General features: G+C 65.0%; 18 protein-coding genes. 15 read left to right on the top strand and 3 right to left on the bottom strand.

Going from position 1 to position 16192, the window contains the following annotated elements:
• Nucleotides 1–28 precede the first annotated feature (28 nt).
• From Q9R14_RS00315 to Q9R14_RS00305, 3 genes are all read left to right on the top strand, one after another.
• Nucleotides 29–4351, top strand: a complete 4323-nt coding sequence (locus tag Q9R14_RS00315) for a strawberry notch-like NTP hydrolase domain-containing protein (protein ID WP_038303978.1) — start codon at nt 29–31, stop codon at nt 4349–4351.
• Nucleotides 4351–5397, top strand: a complete 1047-nt coding sequence (locus tag Q9R14_RS00310; RefSeq protein WP_037520526.1) for a toprim domain-containing protein — start codon at nt 4351–4353, stop codon at nt 5395–5397. Before Q9R14_RS00315 ends, Q9R14_RS00310 begins: the two co-directional genes overlap by 1 nt.
• A 316-nt stretch (nt 5398–5713) precedes the next feature.
• Complete coding sequence (locus Q9R14_RS00305; RefSeq protein WP_037520527.1) at nt 5714–6640, top strand: DUF2493 domain-containing protein; 927 nt, start codon at nt 5714–5716, stop codon at nt 6638–6640.
• Nucleotides 6641–6713: 73 nt separating this feature from the next.
• On the opposite strand, the gene Q9R14_RS00300 is transcribed toward Q9R14_RS00305, so the two are convergent.
• A complete protein-coding gene (locus tag Q9R14_RS00300) occupies nt 6714–6923 on the bottom strand; it encodes a hypothetical protein (protein ID WP_037520529.1) in 210 nt (69 codons plus the stop codon).
• Nucleotides 6924–7236: 313 nt separating this feature from the next.
• Between Q9R14_RS00300 and Q9R14_RS00295 the strand changes: the two genes are divergently transcribed.
• From Q9R14_RS00295 to Q9R14_RS00285, 3 genes are all read left to right on the top strand, one after another.
• Complete coding sequence (locus Q9R14_RS00295; RefSeq protein ID WP_170828631.1) at nt 7237–7404, top strand: hypothetical protein; 168 nt, start codon at nt 7237–7239, stop codon at nt 7402–7404.
• A 138-nt stretch (nt 7405–7542) separates the two neighbouring features.
• The gene (locus Q9R14_RS00290) at nt 7543–7986 is read left to right on the top strand and encodes a hypothetical protein (protein WP_037520530.1); all 444 of its coding nucleotides are present in this window, start codon (nt 7543–7545) and stop codon (nt 7984–7986) included.
• A gap of 561 nt (nt 7987–8547) precedes the next feature.
• On the top strand, nt 8548–8874 hold the full coding sequence (locus Q9R14_RS00285) for a DUF736 domain-containing protein (protein ID WP_037520531.1): 327 nt from the start codon (nt 8548–8550) through the stop codon (nt 8872–8874).
• Between the two features lie 210 nt (nt 8875–9084).
• Here the strand turns inward: Q9R14_RS00285 and Q9R14_RS00280 are convergent, their stop codons facing one another.
• A complete protein-coding gene (locus tag Q9R14_RS00280) occupies nt 9085–9507 on the bottom strand; it encodes a helix-turn-helix domain-containing protein (RefSeq protein WP_107327042.1) in 423 nt (140 codons plus the stop codon).
• 85 nt (nt 9508–9592) lie between these two features.
• Between Q9R14_RS00280 and Q9R14_RS00275 the strand changes: the two genes are divergently transcribed.
• From Q9R14_RS00275 to Q9R14_RS00255, 5 genes are all read left to right on the top strand, one after another.
• Nucleotides 9593–10018 carry a mercuric transporter MerT family protein gene (locus Q9R14_RS00275; RefSeq protein ID WP_107327043.1) on the top strand — a complete coding sequence of 142 codons (426 nt, stop codon included), beginning with the start codon at nt 9593–9595 and terminating at the stop codon, nt 10016–10018.
• Between the two features lie 21 nt (nt 10019–10039).
• On the top strand, nt 10040–10333 hold the full coding sequence (locus tag Q9R14_RS00270) for a cation transporter (protein ID WP_107327044.1): 294 nt from the start codon (nt 10040–10042) through the stop codon (nt 10331–10333).
• Between the two features lies 1 nt (nt 10334).
• Nucleotides 10335–10535 carry a mercury transport protein gene (locus tag Q9R14_RS00265; RefSeq protein ID WP_107327045.1) on the top strand — a complete coding sequence of 67 codons (201 nt, stop codon included), beginning with the start codon at nt 10335–10337 and terminating at the stop codon, nt 10533–10535.
• 44 nt (nt 10536–10579) lie between these two features.
• Nucleotides 10580–12844 (top strand): bifunctional organomercurial lyase/mercury(II) reductase MerBA, encoded by a 2265-nt coding sequence (merBA, locus tag Q9R14_RS00260; RefSeq protein ID WP_107327046.1) that lies wholly within the window; start codon nt 10580–10582, stop codon nt 12842–12844.
• A gap of 114 nt (nt 12845–12958) precedes the next feature.
• On the top strand, nt 12959–14002 hold the full coding sequence (locus Q9R14_RS00255) for an IS110 family transposase (protein WP_107327047.1): 1044 nt from the start codon (nt 12959–12961) through the stop codon (nt 14000–14002).
• A 204-nt stretch (nt 14003–14206) separates the two neighbouring features.
• On the opposite strand, the gene Q9R14_RS00250 is transcribed toward Q9R14_RS00255, so the two are convergent.
• Nucleotides 14207–14422 (bottom strand): helix-turn-helix domain-containing protein, encoded by a 216-nt coding sequence (locus Q9R14_RS00250; protein WP_306003067.1) that lies wholly within the window; start codon nt 14420–14422, stop codon nt 14207–14209.
• Nucleotides 14423–14582: 160 nt separating this feature from the next.
• On the opposite strand from Q9R14_RS00250, the gene Q9R14_RS00245 reads away from it, so the two are divergent.
• The 4 genes from Q9R14_RS00245 (at nt 14583) to Q9R14_RS00230 (ending at nt 16090) form a co-directional block, all read left to right on the top strand.
• The gene (locus Q9R14_RS00245) at nt 14583–14825 is read left to right on the top strand and encodes a helix-turn-helix transcriptional regulator (RefSeq protein ID WP_037520532.1); all 243 of its coding nucleotides are present in this window, start codon (nt 14583–14585) and stop codon (nt 14823–14825) included.
• Between the two features lie 120 nt (nt 14826–14945).
• Entirely contained in the window at nt 14946–15209 is a 264-nt protein-coding gene (locus Q9R14_RS00240) for a DNA -binding domain-containing protein (protein ID WP_037520533.1), read from the top strand.
• 118 nt (nt 15210–15327) lie between these two features.
• On the top strand, nt 15328–15639 hold the full coding sequence (locus Q9R14_RS00235; protein WP_234791947.1) for a transcriptional regulator domain-containing protein: 312 nt from the start codon (nt 15328–15330) through the stop codon (nt 15637–15639).
• 55 nt (nt 15640–15694) lie between these two features.
• Nucleotides 15695–16090: a DUF2285 domain-containing protein gene (locus Q9R14_RS00230; protein ID WP_306003066.1), complete on the top strand. Its 396-nt coding sequence runs from the start codon at nt 15695–15697 to the stop codon at nt 16088–16090.
• The last annotated feature ends 102 nt before the right edge of the window (nt 16091–16192 follow it).

Here is a 16192-nt window from a genome sequence, read left to right as displayed (position 1 = left end):
CGTTTCCCGCTCTCCCGAGGTGACCTCCATGACTATCGCTTCCGCATCCGCGGCCGTTCCGGCTGCGCCGTCTCCGCTTGCCGCGAGCCCGGCGCCGGCCGCCATCCTCGCCGCAGCCCACCACCTTCTTCCGCATCTTGAGCGGGGCCAGCCCGTCGATGCCGCGACGCTGCGCGGTGCGATGGAGGCGGCATTCGGCGCTTCCGACACGTCTGGCGCCTGGGACTGGAAGACGGCCTACGAGGCCTGCGAAGTGGCGACGGTGCTGTTTCTGCGCAAATACGGAAAGGCGGTTTTCCGCAAGTCCGGATCTCCGGCCGCCAGCCTCCCGATGCTGGCCAAGATCGCGAGCCTGTTGCCGACACATACCCGGCGTTCTGAGGAGACGCAGGCCTTCCAGCAGTTCTCGACGCCGGTGTCCCTCGGCCTCGCTGCGCTCGCTGCCGCCGCCATCACACCTGTCGATCGTGTGCTGGAGCCCTCGGCCGGAACCGGGCTGCTCGCGGTCCTGGCCGAAACGGCGGGTGCGACGCTGATGCTCAACGAGCTGGCCGAAACCCGTGCAGCGCTTCTTTCCTCCCTCTTTCCGGCCATCCCCGTCACGCGATTCGACGCCGCCCAGATCGATGACCATCTCGATCCGACCGCTATGCCAAGCGTCGTACTGATGAACCCGCCCTTTTCTGTAATGGCGAATGTCAGCGGCCGAGTAGCCGACGCGGCCTATCGCCATGTCGCCTCGGCCCTCGCCCGGCTCGCCGATGGCGGACGGCTCGTGACGATCACGGGCGCCAGCTTCGCGCCTGAGCTACCTGCCTGGCGCGACGCCTTTGTCCGCTTGCAGCAGCGCGGACGTGTCGTGTTCACGGCGGCGATCGACGGCTCGGTCTATGCCAAGCATGGCACGACCATCGAGACCCGCCTGACCGTCATCGACAAGGCACCCGCCGACGACCCCACCGCGTTTCCGCCATCGGCTGGCCTCGCGCAGGATGTGGCGACGCTGCTCGGCTGGATCGAAACCCAGGCCCCGTCGCGCCTGCCGGTCGCGCTGCCGCCGCTCGCGTCTATCGCACCGACGCCCCGCACCGTGCGCGGCTATCTCGCCCGCGCCACGTCATCGTCGCCAAGCCGAGCGATAGCCGAACCAGAGGGCGTCGAACTCGCCTATGAAACCGTCGACTGGACGCCGCCCGAGGGTGGCCGGCTGACCGACGCCATTTATGAGGAATACGGGCTTCAGGCGATCCGGATTCCCGGCGCGCAGCCGCACCCGACCAAGCTGGTCCAGTCGGCGGCGATGGCCTCGGTCGCACCGCCGAAGCCAAGCTATCGGCCGACGCTCCCCGCCAGCATCGTCACCGACGGCATTCTGTCCGACGCCCAGCTCGAAACCGTGATCTATGCCGGCGAGGCCCATGGCGAATTCCTCGCCGGAGCCTGGACCGTTGACGAAACCTTCGACCTCGTCTCGGCCGCGCCGGATGATGCTCAGCACGCCGTCCGCTTCCGCCGCGGCTTCATGCTGGGCGACGGCACCGGCGCCGGCAAGGGCCGCCAGTCGGCCGGCATCATCCTCGACAACTGGATGCGCGGACGCCGTAAAGCGGTCTGGATTTCCAAATCCGACAAGCTGCTGGAGGACGCGCAGCGCGACTGGTCGGCGCTTGGCATGGAACGCCTGCTGGTGACGCCGCTGTCGCGCTTCCCGCAGGGCAAGCCGATCACCCTCGGCCAAGGCGTCCTATTCACCACCTATGCCACGCTACGGTCCGACGACCGTGGGGAGAAGCTTTCGCGCGTCAAGCAGATCGTCGAATGGTTGGGTTCCGACTTCGATGGAGTGATCATCTTCGACGAGAGTCACGCCATGCAGAACGCCGCCGGCGGCAAGGGCGAACGCGGCGACGTCTCGGCCTCGCAGCAGGGCCGCGCGGGCCTGCGGCTTCAGCATGCCTTGCCGAACGCGCGTGTCGTCTATGTCTCGGCGACCGGGGCCACCACGGTCCACAATCTTGCCTATGCGCAGCGCCTCGGCCTCTGGGGCGGCGAGGATTTCCCCTTCGCCACGCGGGCCGAATTTGTCGAAGCGATCGAGGACGGCGGCGTTGCGGCGATGGAGGTGCTGGCCCGTGACCTGCGCTCGCTCGGCCTCTACACTTCGCGCTCGCTCTCCTATGACGGCGTCGAATATGAACTGTTGGAGCACCAGCTCACGCCCGAGCAGACGCGCATCTACGATGCCTATGCCGGGGCGTTCTCGATCATTCACAACAATCTCGACGCAGCGATGCAAGCCGCCAACATCACCGGCGATGGCGGCACGCTGAACCGCCAGGCCAAGTCCGCTGCCCGCTCGGCATTCGAAAGCGCCAAGCAGCGGTTCTTCGGTCATCTCCTCACCAGCATGAAAACGCCGACCCTGATCCGGTCGATCGATCAGGACCTCGCCGATGGCCACGCCGCTGTCATCCAGATCGTCTCGACCGGCGAGGCGCTGATGCAACGCCGCCTGGCCGAGATCCCGACCGAGGAATGGAACGACGTCCGCGTCGACATAACGCCAAGGGAGTATGTTCTCGATTACCTCGCCCATTCCTTTCCGGTGCAGCTTTACGAGCCCTTCTCCGATAGCGCGGGCAATCTGTCGTCGCGGCCGGTCTATCGGGACGGCCAGCCCGTCGAGAGCCGGGAGGCCGTGGCCCGACGCGACGAGCTGATCGAGACGCTCGCCAGCTTGCCGCCGGTCCCGGGCGCGCTCGACCAGATCGTCCAGCGCTTCGGCACGGATATCGTCGCAGAAGTCACCGGCAGGTCCCGTCGCATTGTCCGAAGGGGCGAACGCCTCGCCGTCGAGAACCGCGCCGCTTCGGCCAATCTGGCGGAAACCTCAGCCTTCATGGACGACCTGAAGCGCATCCTCGTCTTCTCGGATGCTGGCGGTACGGGCCGCAGCTATCACGCCGACCTGTCGGCGCGGAACCAGCGGCTCCGCGTCCACTACCTGCTCGAACCCGGCTGGAAGGCCGACGCCGCCATCCAGGGACTTGGTCGCACCAACCGCACCAACCAGGCACAGCCGCCGCTGTTCAGGCCGATCGCCACCGACGTGAAGGCCGAAAAGCGCTTCCTGTCGACGATCGCACGCCGGCTCGACACGCTGGGCGCAATCACGCGCGGCCAGCGCCAGACCGGCGGTCAGGGCCTGTTCCGGCCCGAGGACAATCTGGAATCGCACTATGCGCGCGATGCGCTGCGCCAGCTCTATCTCCTGTTGGTCCGCGGCAAGGTCGAGGGTTGCTCGCTCCAGATGTTCGAAGACGCCACCGGGCTGAAGCTGACGGACGACAACGGCATCAAGGACGAGTTGCCGCCGATCACCACCTTCCTCAACCGGTTGCTGGCGCTGACGATCGAACTGCAGGGCATCCTGTTCACGGCGTTCGAGCAGCTCTTGAACGCCAAGATCGAGGGTGCCGTCGCCAGCGGCGTCTATGACCTTGGGCTGGAGACGCTCCAGGCCGAGAGCTTTGTCGTCACCGACCGTCGCACCATCCATGTCCATCCGGGCGCTGGCGCCGAGACGCAGTTGCTTACGATCACCCGGCGCGAACGCAACCGGCCGACCTCACTCGATGCCGCGTTCGATTTTCTCGCAGACCCACGCGCGAAGCTGCTGGTCAACGGCCGCTCCGGCCGAGCCGCCGTGCAGGTTACGGCATCGTCGATCATGCTCGACGATGGCGAGATCGAACGGCGCGTGGCGCTGATCCGCCCGATGGAACAGCATCACGCCACCCTGCGCTCGATGGACGAGAGCCATTGGGAGGAAACCGATCGGAACGGCTTCATGGAGGCATGGACGGCCGAGATAGCCGAGGTGCCGGAATTTGCCGACAGCACCATCCACATCGTTGCTGGACTGCTGCTGCCGATCTGGAAGCGGCTGCCGAACGAGTCGACCCGTGTCTATCGGCTTCAGACCGATGCAGGCGAGCGCATCATCGGCCGTCGTGTCTCGCCGGCCTGGGTGGCGGGCGCATTGGCATCGGACGCAGGCACGCTGACACCGGACGACGCTTTCACAGCGTTGATCGACGGCCGGACCATCCTCGACCTCGCCGAGGCTATGCAACTCCGCCGCGTCCGCGTCATGGGCGCCAACCGCATCGAACTGTCCGGCTTCACCGACGCGATGCGCGATCGCCTGCGAGCCTATGGCCTGTTCAGCGAGATCATCTCGTGGAAGCTGCGCTTTTTCGTGCCCACCGACGCTTCCGGTCCGTCGATCCTCGCCAAGGTGCTGGAGCGCTTTCCCGTCGAGCGCATCGGCGAGCGGGAGGCAGCGTGATGGTCCGTCATGATGCTTCCGAACTGGCGCAGCGTCTCGGCCGACAGGCCGAGGCGGTCTGCCGTCATTATCTGTCGGCCGGTCATCGCGAGGGCCGCTACTGGCTGGTCGGCGATGTCCGCAACACGCCGGGCCGCTCGATGTTCGTGCGCCTGAAAGGCGGCGACACCGGCAAGGGGGCCGCAGGCAAATGGACCGATGCCGCGACAGGTGAGCATGGCGACCTGCTGGACGTCATTCGCGAAAGCTGCGGCCTGATCGACTTCAAGGACGTCGCCGACGAGGCGCGCACCTTCCTGTCCATGCCACATCCCGAGCCGGAGCATTCGCAAGGTGGCGAGCGCAGATCACCAGTCCCAACCGGATCGCCCGAAGCGGCACGAAGGCTTGTCGGCATGTCAAAGCCGATTTTGGGCACTGTCGTGGAAGCGTATCTACGGGAACGTGCGATTACGGCTTTGCACGGAACCGGATCACTGCGCTTCCATCCCCGTTGCTACTATCGTCCTGACGAGCATTCCCCGACCGAGACCTGGCCGGCGATGATCGCCTCTGTCACCGACTTGGCTGGCCGGATCACTGGCGCGCATCGCACCTGGCTCGCCCCGGACGGCTCGGACAAGGCGCCGATCGACACACCGAGGCGAGCGATGGGCGACCTTCTCGGGCACGCGGTCCGCTTCGGTGTACCGGGCGACGTGATGGCGGCGGGCGAAGGCATCGAGACGGTGCTGTCGCTGCGATGCGTCTTGCCCGGAATGGCCATGGCGGCGGCGCTCTCGGCAGCGCATCTCTCCGCCATCCTGTTCCCCGAGACACTGCGCAGGCTCTATATCGCGCGCGACAACGACCCGGCCGGCGACAGTGCGATGGCGACGCTGATCGAACGGGCGAACGCGGCCGGGATCGAGGCGATCGTCGTGTCTCCGAGGCTGGGCGACTTCAACGAGGATCTCCGCTTGGCTGGACTGGAAAGCCTGCGGGCAGCGGCGCGGGTACAGATCGCTCCCCAGGACGTCGCGCGCTTCATGGCGCTGGCGGCATAGCTGGAAGGAATGCTGGTGGCGGCAACGCCGTCGCTTATTACCCGCTCGGATACTCCCAAGGGTCAGGGAGAGCCGCAACCTGGCCTTCGAGAGGGCGATCGGCCAGCAAACGGCCCGGACCGACAACGTCGGCGCCCGACTATTTTCCGGCGGCCCTTCGGGCCTTTCCATCGCGAAACAAAATAGCCGGCCTTCGCCGTCCTCCGCTGCGCTCCGGCCCTCTCGCTTCGCTCCGGGTGCAGGTCCGGACCGCCTGCTGGCTTTCGTCGCCAGAAGGCCGCGAGGGTCGCGGTCACACCGACGAAGGAGCATCCCGATGAGCGAGCACGACGACAGCTACGAGCCGCATCACGAATCATCCCCCACCGACCACGTCCTCTCCGAGCTTCAGCTTTATGGCTACCGTCCCTTCGCGGACGAACCCGACGGAAGGCCGCTGCCCGAAGGAAACCACGTCGCCGGCGCCATCGCCGATGTCTTCGACGCCCTGATCGTCACCCTGGAAGACACCCGCCTCGAGCCCGACCTCGACGATCTCCTCTGGTCGACCGTCAACGTCTTCCACCGAGCCACCGACCGGATCGAACGCGAGCTGGACGACAATGAGCAGGCGCAGCGCCGTGGGCAACGCGAACAGGATGGCTCCGAGGTGAAGGCCGTCGAGCTGGAGCGCCTGACGGCCGAAGGGCAGACGATGATCGAACGTCGCAACGCCTTCGAGCTGATGCGCGACCAGGCCGCCGAGCACTACGAACGGCACACCGGCTCACCCTGGCGTCCCCGCAGCGGATCGATGGTCAACCATCGCAACCTCACCTCGGCAATGATCGACAGCCGCGACTTCCTCGCCGCGAAGAAGCGTGCCGACAACGAGGTTCTGCTTCCGGCCGGTCCTAAGATCGCCGTCACCGGCGGGCTCGATTTCAACGATCACACGCTGATCTGGGCCAAGCTCGACCAGGTCCACGCCAAGCATCCCGACATGGTGCTGATCCACGGCAAGTCACCGAAGGGCGCTGAGAAGATCGCCTCCCGCTGGGCCGACCATCGCAAGGTGCCGCAGGTCGGATTTGCTCCAGACTGGACCAAACACGCCAAGGCCGCTCCGTTCAAACGCAATGATCAGATGCTCGACGTCCTGCCGATCGGGGTCATGCACTTCCCGGGCACCGGCATTCAGGACAACCTCGCCGACAAGGCGAAGAAGCTCGGCATCCCAGTCTGGAAATTCGGCGGCGCTTAAGCGCCGCCCTTACGTTTCTCTGCATTGATGCCATCCCGCAGAAGCGCGTTGGCGTATTCTCGCAAAGCCGCTTTCAGTCCGGCTTGCCTGTCACTGCTATCCGGGCGGATCGCGCATAGTGCGCGAGCTCAGTATCGCTCTCGATCAGCGCATCGAGCAGCGTCTTCATATCCGCCTGGTCGGAGGAAGACTGAAAGGGACCCGGCTGACGTTCGATGGCCAACACGGCGATCGCGAGAGCCTTCTTCACGAGATGCAGATCTCTACCTGTGAACTCCGCCATTGGCCCTCCCTCGCGACACCACGCCTGCCGTCGGCAGAATATCTTAGATCCTCGTCCAGCGGCACTTGGCTGGAGCAAAGCAGAGTAAGGTTCGAGGCCAGTAACGTTGGTCTCCTTACACGAGAACCACCCCCGCCTTTCAGCGCTGATCCTTGGTTCAGCCGCAGACTTGTCGCCATCAACCCATAAAGGGTCGGCTATGCGAGCATGCCGCCGCTGCGGCTGCGCCTGCGCGGTGATTGCAGTCCACGGCCGAACACTTCGGGCGCCTGTCGGCGGGGGATGGTCCCCCGCTCCAGCAGGAGCCAAGCAAATGTCCCTCAACGACGCTCACGCCTTCGCCTTCAGCCTCGCCACAACCCTGATGGCCGCCATCGTCATCTTCCAGGCCGGAGACGGCACCCTGTCGGTGGCTCCCGCCAGCGAATACGACGGGGACGCCTCGGAGATCATCCATGAGATCGACCCCTTCGCCCCGTAACCGGCGCGATCCGCTGCCGGGCGGAGATCCTCAGCGATTTCCGCTCCCGGCGCGGACGCATTTCGGCTACAGTTGCCATGTGCCGTGGTGGTGGTGGAAGGCGCGACCGTCAGACCAATCGTCACGGAGTCCACCGCCATGATCATTCTCGCAATTCTCGCCTCGCTCGCCGCTATTGCCGCGCTGTGCTGGCTGCTGTTCACTCTCGCCGTCTTCGCATTGCCGGCCTTCGTCGGCGTGACCGTCGGCGCTTGGGCGCACGGCACCGGCGCCGGCATCGTGGGCGCCATTCTTGTCGGCTTGGTCGCTGCGGCGATCACTCTTGCCATCGGCAACCTCATGATCGCGTTCGTGCGACCCATCTGGCTGAAGCTGCTTGTCGCCATCGCCTTTGTTGCCCCGGCCGCGCTCGCCGGCTTCCATGCCACCCACGGCATCGTCAAACACCTCATGCCGTCCGACGGTTGGCAGATGGCCTTCTCGATCATCGGCGCGATTGCCGTTGGCATTACCGCCTTCGTGCGGGTCGCCGGGATGGCGACGGCCCCCGCCCCATCCGGTCCGGGCCTCGCGCGAGCCTGACCACATTCAGCGCCGATGCGACGGACCAAAATCACGTTGGCGCCAACGCCTCCGCAGTCTGAGGCGCGTGTGGCTGGAGCGTGGAGCGAAACTCGACGCTAGACCCTGCGCACGACCCCGCTGAAGCGCTCCGGGGCAACTGCATCGGCGTGCGCGACCTGCTACCGGGCGTCACGATCCCTCCGATAGCGGCGACGGCGAGGATGCAGCGCGACTTGCCTGTACGAGGGAGCAATCGCCAGGGGGTCCGCATCAGCGCCGGTATGCCGATGCAGGGTGGCCGCCATCGCATCCGTTTCCTGACCGTGCCTCAACCGCTCCAAACGGCCTCTTCAATGGCCTGATCTGGCCGAAGGCCGGCTGACGCCTCGATCGCCTATGACGCAACAGCGGCGTCGAACTTTCTTCCCCTGCCGGCTGCGCCGCCATTCCTCGCGGGACAAGAAACCCCTCCTTAGCTGTCCAGCCCCTTCGGGGTGCGCCGTCGATCGCCTCCGGCCAACCGATCGCCATCGAGGCCGCAATGGTGCGGGCTCGAATACGGAAAAACGGAGACTTACCATGGCGACCATCGGCACCTTCAAGAAGACCGTCTCGAACGAGTTCACCGGCGAAATCGTCACCCTCAGCGTCCAGGCCAAGGGCGTGCGCATCGTCCCCGACACCCGCGCCACCGGCGAAAACGCTCCGAGCCACCGGGTTCTGGTCGGCCGTGCCGAGATCGGGGCCGCCTGGACCAAGCGCTCCAACGAGGGCCGCGACTATCTGGGCCTCAAGCTGGACGACCCTTCGTTCAACAGCCCCATCTACGCCAACCTCTTCGACGACGAGGACGCGGACACCTACTCGCTGATCTGGTCCCGTCCCAACGGGCGGCGCAGCGACTGAGGACCCGCGTCAGGCCCCGGCCGGAAGGCCGGGGCCTTCGCATTCTCGAACGACCGAATCAGGCAGCGGCTTCGACACCGGCAGTCCGCTCGCCGAGGGCGAAATTGCTGGAATTCAGAGGCGAGAGCGACTATTATAGATGGGGTATTCGGAGCGTTTAGCGGCCGGCTCTAGTTGCTCCATAGTCCGCAAAGCGTATAGGCGCAGCCTTCAAGCGGCTTCACCAAATAGCGTCTCTATCAGCGGGCATTCTGGCAGCGTGCCATCGGCGCATTGTGCGACCACGTCCTTCAATACCCGCTCCATCCGTTTCAGATCGGCGATCTTCGCCCGCACGTCGTCGAGATGGGCAGCAGCGACGGCGCGCGCCTCCGCGCAAGGTTGATCGCGTTCATCGACGAGCCGCAGCAGCTCGCGGATTTCATCCAGCGAGAAGCCGAGTTCGCGCGCCCGCAGGACGAAGCGAAGCCGCCGCTCGTGCGTCGTGTCATAGCTGCGGTAGCCCGCCGTCGTGCGCGGCGGCTCAGGCAGTAGCCCGACCTTCTCATAGTAGCGGACCGTCTCCAGATTGCTGCCCGTCCGCCGGGCGAGTTCGGCTCGCTGCAAACCCTTCACCCCAGCGTGATCGCGCATCGCAAAAATCTCCTTGACCCTGTAGGAACTACAGACTGCATCCTACGGCCCAATGAAGATTTCGGCAAGGAATGAGAGGTCGAACATGGCTGCATCGCAATCCGAGACAGCAGATACGGGACCCGTCACGACAGATCTTGCATCGTCGGAGCGGGCAGACGCCGGACGGCAGCGCCTGGTTGCTCTGGGCGGCATTCTCGGCGCGATCGCCGCGTCGTCCTGCTGCGTCATTCCGCTCATCCTGTTCAGCCTCGGCATTGGCGGCGCCTGGATCGGCAACCTGACGGCGCTCGCGCCGTACAAGCCGCTCTTCGTCGCCGGAACGGCGGGCCTCCTCGGATACGGCTTCTACCTCGTCTACTGGAAGCCGCGGCGCGCGTGCACTGATGGCGCAGCCTGCGCGCGTCCAATCTCCAGCCGGCTCGTTCAGTTCGCGCTCTGGATCGCGACCGTGCTCGTGATCGCCGCCTTTGCCTTCGACTATATCGCCCCACTGCTGCTTCGCGCCTGACACCAAGAGGAGACCCGTCCCATGAAGAAGAGCTTGAGCGTCCTTGCCCTGATCGCCTCGGTGATGACGGCATCGACCGCGTTCGCCGCTGAACGCACCGTGACGTTTGCTGTCGACAACATGACCTGTGCCTCGTGCCCTTACATCGTGAAGACCTCGATGGCGGCGGTCCCGGGCGTCGCGAACGTGACCGTCTCCTTCAAGGCGAAAACCGCGACCGTGACCTTCGACGACGCGAAGACCACCTCCGACACCATCGCCACCGCCAGCATGAACGCGGGCTATCCGGCCCATCTGAGGCAGCAGGGCAGTTAAGATGATCGATCGCGCCGCAATCCGTGCAGGCATGGCCGGCGCCGTTCTGGTCGCGATCTGTTGCGCGGCGCCGCTCCTCGCTGTCGGCCTGCCCTTGGCGGGCCTCGGCGCGTGGCTAGCCGGTAAGGGCCTGGTTGCGCTTCCGCTGATGATTGCGAGCTTCGGCCTCATCGCTTGGATATTCCATCGTCGCCGCGCATAGGCCGCCCGTTGCGAGACGACGATCCACAAAGAAGGCGTGAAGCCATGAACGATTGCTGTGCCTCTTCCTCGTCACGAAACGAGACTGTCACCCCTACGCCCGAGACGCTGCCGAGCTATGCCGTGCGGCCGGGCGTAACTTTCCCGGATTGGTCAGCGGTCACATCGCACGCGGTGAGGGACGCCCTGCTGGCCATGGTCGGATCCGGCCATGTGCTTAATCGCTGGAGCGGCTACGATCCCGCTACGGATCGCGCGCGCGTTGCGCTGCTTCAGCTTTACGTCGAACACGGGCGAGCGCCGGCCATGGCCGCGATTGCAAACCGTGCAGGACTCGGTGAGGCGGCCGTCCCGCCATTGCTCGACGAGCTCCGTCGGCGCGACCTGGTCGTTCTCGACGGCGAGCGGATCGTCGGCGCCTATCCGTTCACCGACCAAGACAGGGGCTATCAGGTCACGCTGGACGGGCGCGTTCTCAATGCCATGTGCGCGGTCGATGCGCTTGGCATCGGCGCCATGATTGATCGCGATATCTCGATCGCCTCGCGCTGCCGCCATTGCGGCGCGCCGATCCGGATCACCACACGGGACCGAGGGCGGGTACTGGCCGATGTCGAGCCGCGGACGGCCGTCATGTGGCAAAGCGTTCGCTATGAAGACGCATGCGCCGCGAGTTCGCTGTGCACGACGACCGCCTTTTTCTGCTCGGATGACCATCTCTCCGCCTGGCGCCGCAAGCATTCCACCGACGAGCCAGGTTTTCGGCTGTCGATCGATGAAGGGCTGGAGGCCGGCCGCGCTCTGTTCGGGCCGAGCCTCGCCGGACTAGGTGTGATACCACGACCGCCTGCCGATCCGGAATCGAAGAGCCCGGCAGTCGCGAACCGCTCGTTCCGCACAAACGGTCGCAATGGAGGCGCTTACGATCTCGTCGTGATCGGCGCCGGCTCGGCGGGCTTCTCGGCTTCCATCACGGCCGCTGATCAGGGCGCGCAGGTGGCGCTCATCGGCAGCGGCACCATCGGAGGCACCTGCGTCAATGTCGGCTGCGTGCCGTCAAAGACCTTGATCCGCGCGGCCGAGACACTTCACAACGCTCGTGTGGCAGCACGTTTTGCCGGCATTACTGCTGAAGCCGAACTGACAGACTGGCGCGGAACTGTTCGTCAGAAGGACACGCTCGTGTCTGGGCTGCGCCAGGCCAAATACGCGGACCTGCTGCCCGCGTACAATGGTATCGCCTATCGCGACGGGCCAGCTCGCCTTCTCGACGGCGGCGTCGAAGTTGATGGCACGCGCATTGCCGCTGGCAAGATCATCATTGCGACCGGCGCGCGGCCGGCGGTGCCCGCCATTCCTGGCATCGAGACCGTGCCGTATCTCACCAGCACGACGGCGCTCGACCTCGAGGAGCTGCCGCGCTCGCTGCTTGTGATCGGCGGCGGCTACATCGGCGCGGAACTCGCCCAGATGTTCGCTCGTGCCGGCGTCAATGTGACCCTCGTCTGCCGGTCTCGTCTACTCCCCGAGGCCGAGCCCGAGATCGGCGCGGCGCTCACGGGGTATTTCGAGGACGAAGGCATCACCGTTATCTCCGGCATCGCTTACCGCGCGATCCGCAAAACCGATGGCGGTGTGTCACTGACGGTCACGCGCGATGGCCAGGATGCTATGATCGAGGCCGATCAGGTACTGATCACCACGGGGCGCACGCCCAACATCGAAGGCCTTGGGCTGGCCGAGCACGGGATCACCGTCTCGGCGAAGGGCGGCATCGTGGTCGACGACCGCATGCGCACGACCAAGGCTGGCGTCTATGCCGCCGGCGACGTCACCGGCCGCGACCAGTTCGTCTACATGGCGGCCTATGGCGCCAAGCTCGCGGCCAAGAACGCCCTCAACGGCGACAGCCTGCGCTACGACAATAGTGCGATGCCTGCGATCGTATTCACCGACCCCCAGGTGGCGAGCGTCGGCCTGACCGAAGCGGCAGCACGAGCCGCTGGACATGCGGTTCGCGTTTCGACGATCGGCCTCGACCAGGTGCCGCGCGCGCTCGCCGCTCGCGACACCCGCGGGCTGATCAAGCTCGTGGCCGACACCGGCAACGGCCGCCTGCTCGGCGCGCATATCCTCGCGCCGGAAGGCGCCGACAGCATTCAGACGGCGGCTCTGGCGATCCGGCAAGGTCTCACCGTCGACGACCTCGCGGATACGATCTTCCCGTATCTCACCACGGTCGAGGGCTTGAAGCTGGCGGCGCTGGCATTCAGTAAGGATGTCGCCAAGTTGTCGTGCTGCGCTGGCTGAGCGCAGTCTGGTTGCGAGTGTCGTTGTGAAGGGCGACTAAAAAGGTCGTAGTTGCCAAAAGTCGCGCCGGAGGCGCTAAAGGAATCACCGGACATTCAACTGAGGACTCCGGTGATGATAGAGAAACACTACGTTGGACTTGATGTATCTGCCCGTTCCGTCAACCTGTGCGTGATCGATGGTGACGGACGCGTCGCGCACGAGCGCAAGATGAGCGTCGATCCCGAAGCCATCGCTGCGCACCTTCATGGTCTCGAGCTCAACCTCGGCCGCATTGGCCTCGAAGCGGGAATGCTCTCCCAGCATCTATACGCCGGACTGGCCGCGGCGGGGCTTCCCGTCATTTGCGTCGAAACGCGCCACATGAAGGCCGCGCTGGCTGCGCAGCTCAACAAGACCGATCGCCATGACGCTCGCGGCATCGCACAGATGATGCGCGTCGGTCTCTTCAAGCCAGTGCATGTAAAGACGCCCACAAGTCAGAGGCTGCGCACGGTTCTGACAGCGCGCCAGTTGCTGAGGAACAAGCTGCAGGATGTCGAGAACGAGATCCGCGGCCTCATTCGCAACTTCGGTTATCACCTCGGCAAGGTTACCGCTCGCGACTTCGAGCCGCGCGTCCGAGAACTCCTCACAGAAAGCGATCTGGACATCGTCGCCGACCCGCTATTGACCGTTCGCCGGGCGCTTCGCCAGGAGTTCGCTCGGCTGGATGATGTTCTGGTCCGCCTGGCGCGAGACGATGCAATCTCTCGACGGCTGATGACCGTTCCGGGTGTCGGCCCGGTGGTCGCACTCACCTTCCGCGCCACTGTCGACGTGCCTGCACGATTCAGCCGTTCACGAACGGTGGGCGCGCACTTCGGTCTAACACCGCGCAAGCACCAATCGGGCGAGGTCGATCGAACCGGCCGCATCTCGAAGTGGGGCGACGCGATGATGCGAAGTGCGCTCTACGAGGCAGCGCAGGTGCTCCTGACACGCGTCAAACGCTGGTCGGCATTGAAGGCCTGGGCCGCGCAGGTGTCCCGGCGGCGCGGCCATAAGAAGGCTATCGTCGCGCTGGCTCGCCGGATCGGGGTGATCCTTCATCGCATGTGGGTGGACGGCACCGAGTTTAACTGGGGCACGCCGCCGGTGACGACGGCTGTGAACTGATGAGCTTCGACCGGGCGTAAGCCCGATCCGAGCGGCTCCCCGCGAGGGGACGAGGGACGGTGAGTTCGCAAATACGACTTGACCGCGTCGGCCTTTCCTACGCGATGTCGCATTATAGATTGTTCCACCGGCTCTTCTGATCCCATCCTGTGGCGGCTCTGATGCCGACCACGAAGAGAAGCATGATCCTCGCGGGAGTGCCGATCAGGTCCTGTCGTTGTCCGGCTGAACCAATTCGAGATGGCTCACGCCAAGGGCCTGGGCGAGTTCATACAGCGTGATGACGGTCGGATTCCGCCGCCCGCGCTCAAGGCTGCTGAGGTACTGTTGGCTGAATCCGGAACGCGCTTCGACCTCCTCCTGGGTCAGGCCCTTCTCCCGACGCAGGCGGGCGAAGTTCCGGCCGACCAGTTTGCGCATATCCATGCGCTACCGGTCGCAGTTTACACACTATGAGTTTATCAACTATAGTATGTATCTGAACGATTGGAGTGAGATAGGGGGCGTGCAAGCGGCACGGCCCGAATAGAGAAGTCGTAGTTTTAGCGTGCGCGTAGGACCGTGTGGGAGGTGATCATGCATGATCACCGCCCGACAATTTCGGGCCGCACGCGCGTTGCTGGGTTGGACACAGGAGACGCTCGCGGACAAGGCCCGGGTCTCATTGACCGCTCTCAAGCGCCTCGAATCCCATAGCGGGCTGGAGGTGTACGAGACGACTCGCGATGAGGTGAGACGAGCTTTCGAACGCGCCGGCATCGTCTTCCTGAACTCCGACCAGGGCAAGGGAGTGCTGTTGGTCGATGCTAAGAAAGACGCCTGATTTTCCGGCTATCGCGGCAACGCGACGACGTCGCGCATGTGTTGCCCGCTTCATCATTGCGATCAAATCAGCGTTAACAATGTTTCCCGGAATGGATAAACCGCGTCTTCGGGGGATGTTGTGACCAAGACGGACTTTCTCGACCAGCCACCGGGCGGCGCGGCGCTGACGGCCTACGATCGGACGCATCTAAAGCTCTACGCCCGTCTGCTCGATGCCGAGGCGCAAGGGGCGGATTGGCGAGAGGTGGCTAAAGTCCTCTTCGACCTCGAGGCCGATCGGGACGAGCCCCGCGCTCGGCAGGTCTACGACGCACATCTTGAACGCGCCAGATGGATGACGCAGGGCGGCTTCTGCGAGTTCCTTGGCTCCCGCGCGCACTGAGGTGATGCGGAACGCGCATCACCTTCATCCACCTTCGTTATTCCCAAGCCTCATTCAACTTGGAATCGTGCCCCATGCATAACTCGCGTTGCGTCTTATTGCGCGGAGGCGGTGGAGGATGTCCGAGGACGAAAGCTGGCGGTCTGAGGCCGCTTACGATTACATCGATGCGCTAACGCCCGGTGATCTTGCCTGGGAGTTTCTGCGGCGCAACCCAGACTACAGAAAATCCTATCGGGAGCTGATAGCCGTCGGGCGCTTGAGCGAGAGCGCCGCGCGCGAGTTTGCCGCCCAATGGGGGTTGCGATTTCGTCGCCGACCCGCGCAACTCGGCGCTCATCCAGCCGATCTTCTGGACCCCGCAAGTCGATCCGGCTGCGATCATCCTGACGACAGGCCCAGCGCCCGATGGTCCCCCGTTCACCGCTGAAGATGTGCACGCCCATGTAATCCTTCAGTATGACGAGGCGCTCGTCCGGCTTGAGATGCGACGCGAAAGCTTTGACGTCGCGCTGACCGCATTGTCCAGCCGCCAAGCGCTCGCCGCGCTTCTCATTCTCGATGATCTGCTGCCGGACCGCCTCACCGCTTTGGCGCGCTTCTGGGCCGCCATCAAGAACCGGCGTGCGCCCGCCGACCCCCGAGTCACGCCGCAGCGCCAGCGGCGCGCTCGCCTGATGCTCCGCGTCGTCGACGCCCGTGTCGCAGGAGCGAGCTACCGCCAGATCGCCGCGCAGCTCTTCCCGAACCTCAAACACGACTCGGCGACTTGGGTCGAGAACCCTGTCCGCGAGACGACGGTCCGCCTTGCCCGGGACGGCCTGGCGTTCGTCCGTGGCGGCTACCGCAAAATCCTTCGGCTTCCGCGTCGCTCGCGATGACACGCCCTCGGTGTCGAAAATAACTTCCTAATTCCGTTCCTGTCGAACGCGCCGGCCTCCCGCCACGGTGCTCGCAACCCGCCGCTCGTTCGCAGCGGCAAC

The sequence above is a fragment of the Brevundimonas sp. C43 genome (assembly GCF_030732185.1).
GTDB lineage: Bacteria > Pseudomonadota > Alphaproteobacteria > Caulobacterales > Caulobacteraceae > Brevundimonas > Brevundimonas diminuta_C.
This window is presented reverse-complemented; position numbering and strand designations above follow the sequence as displayed.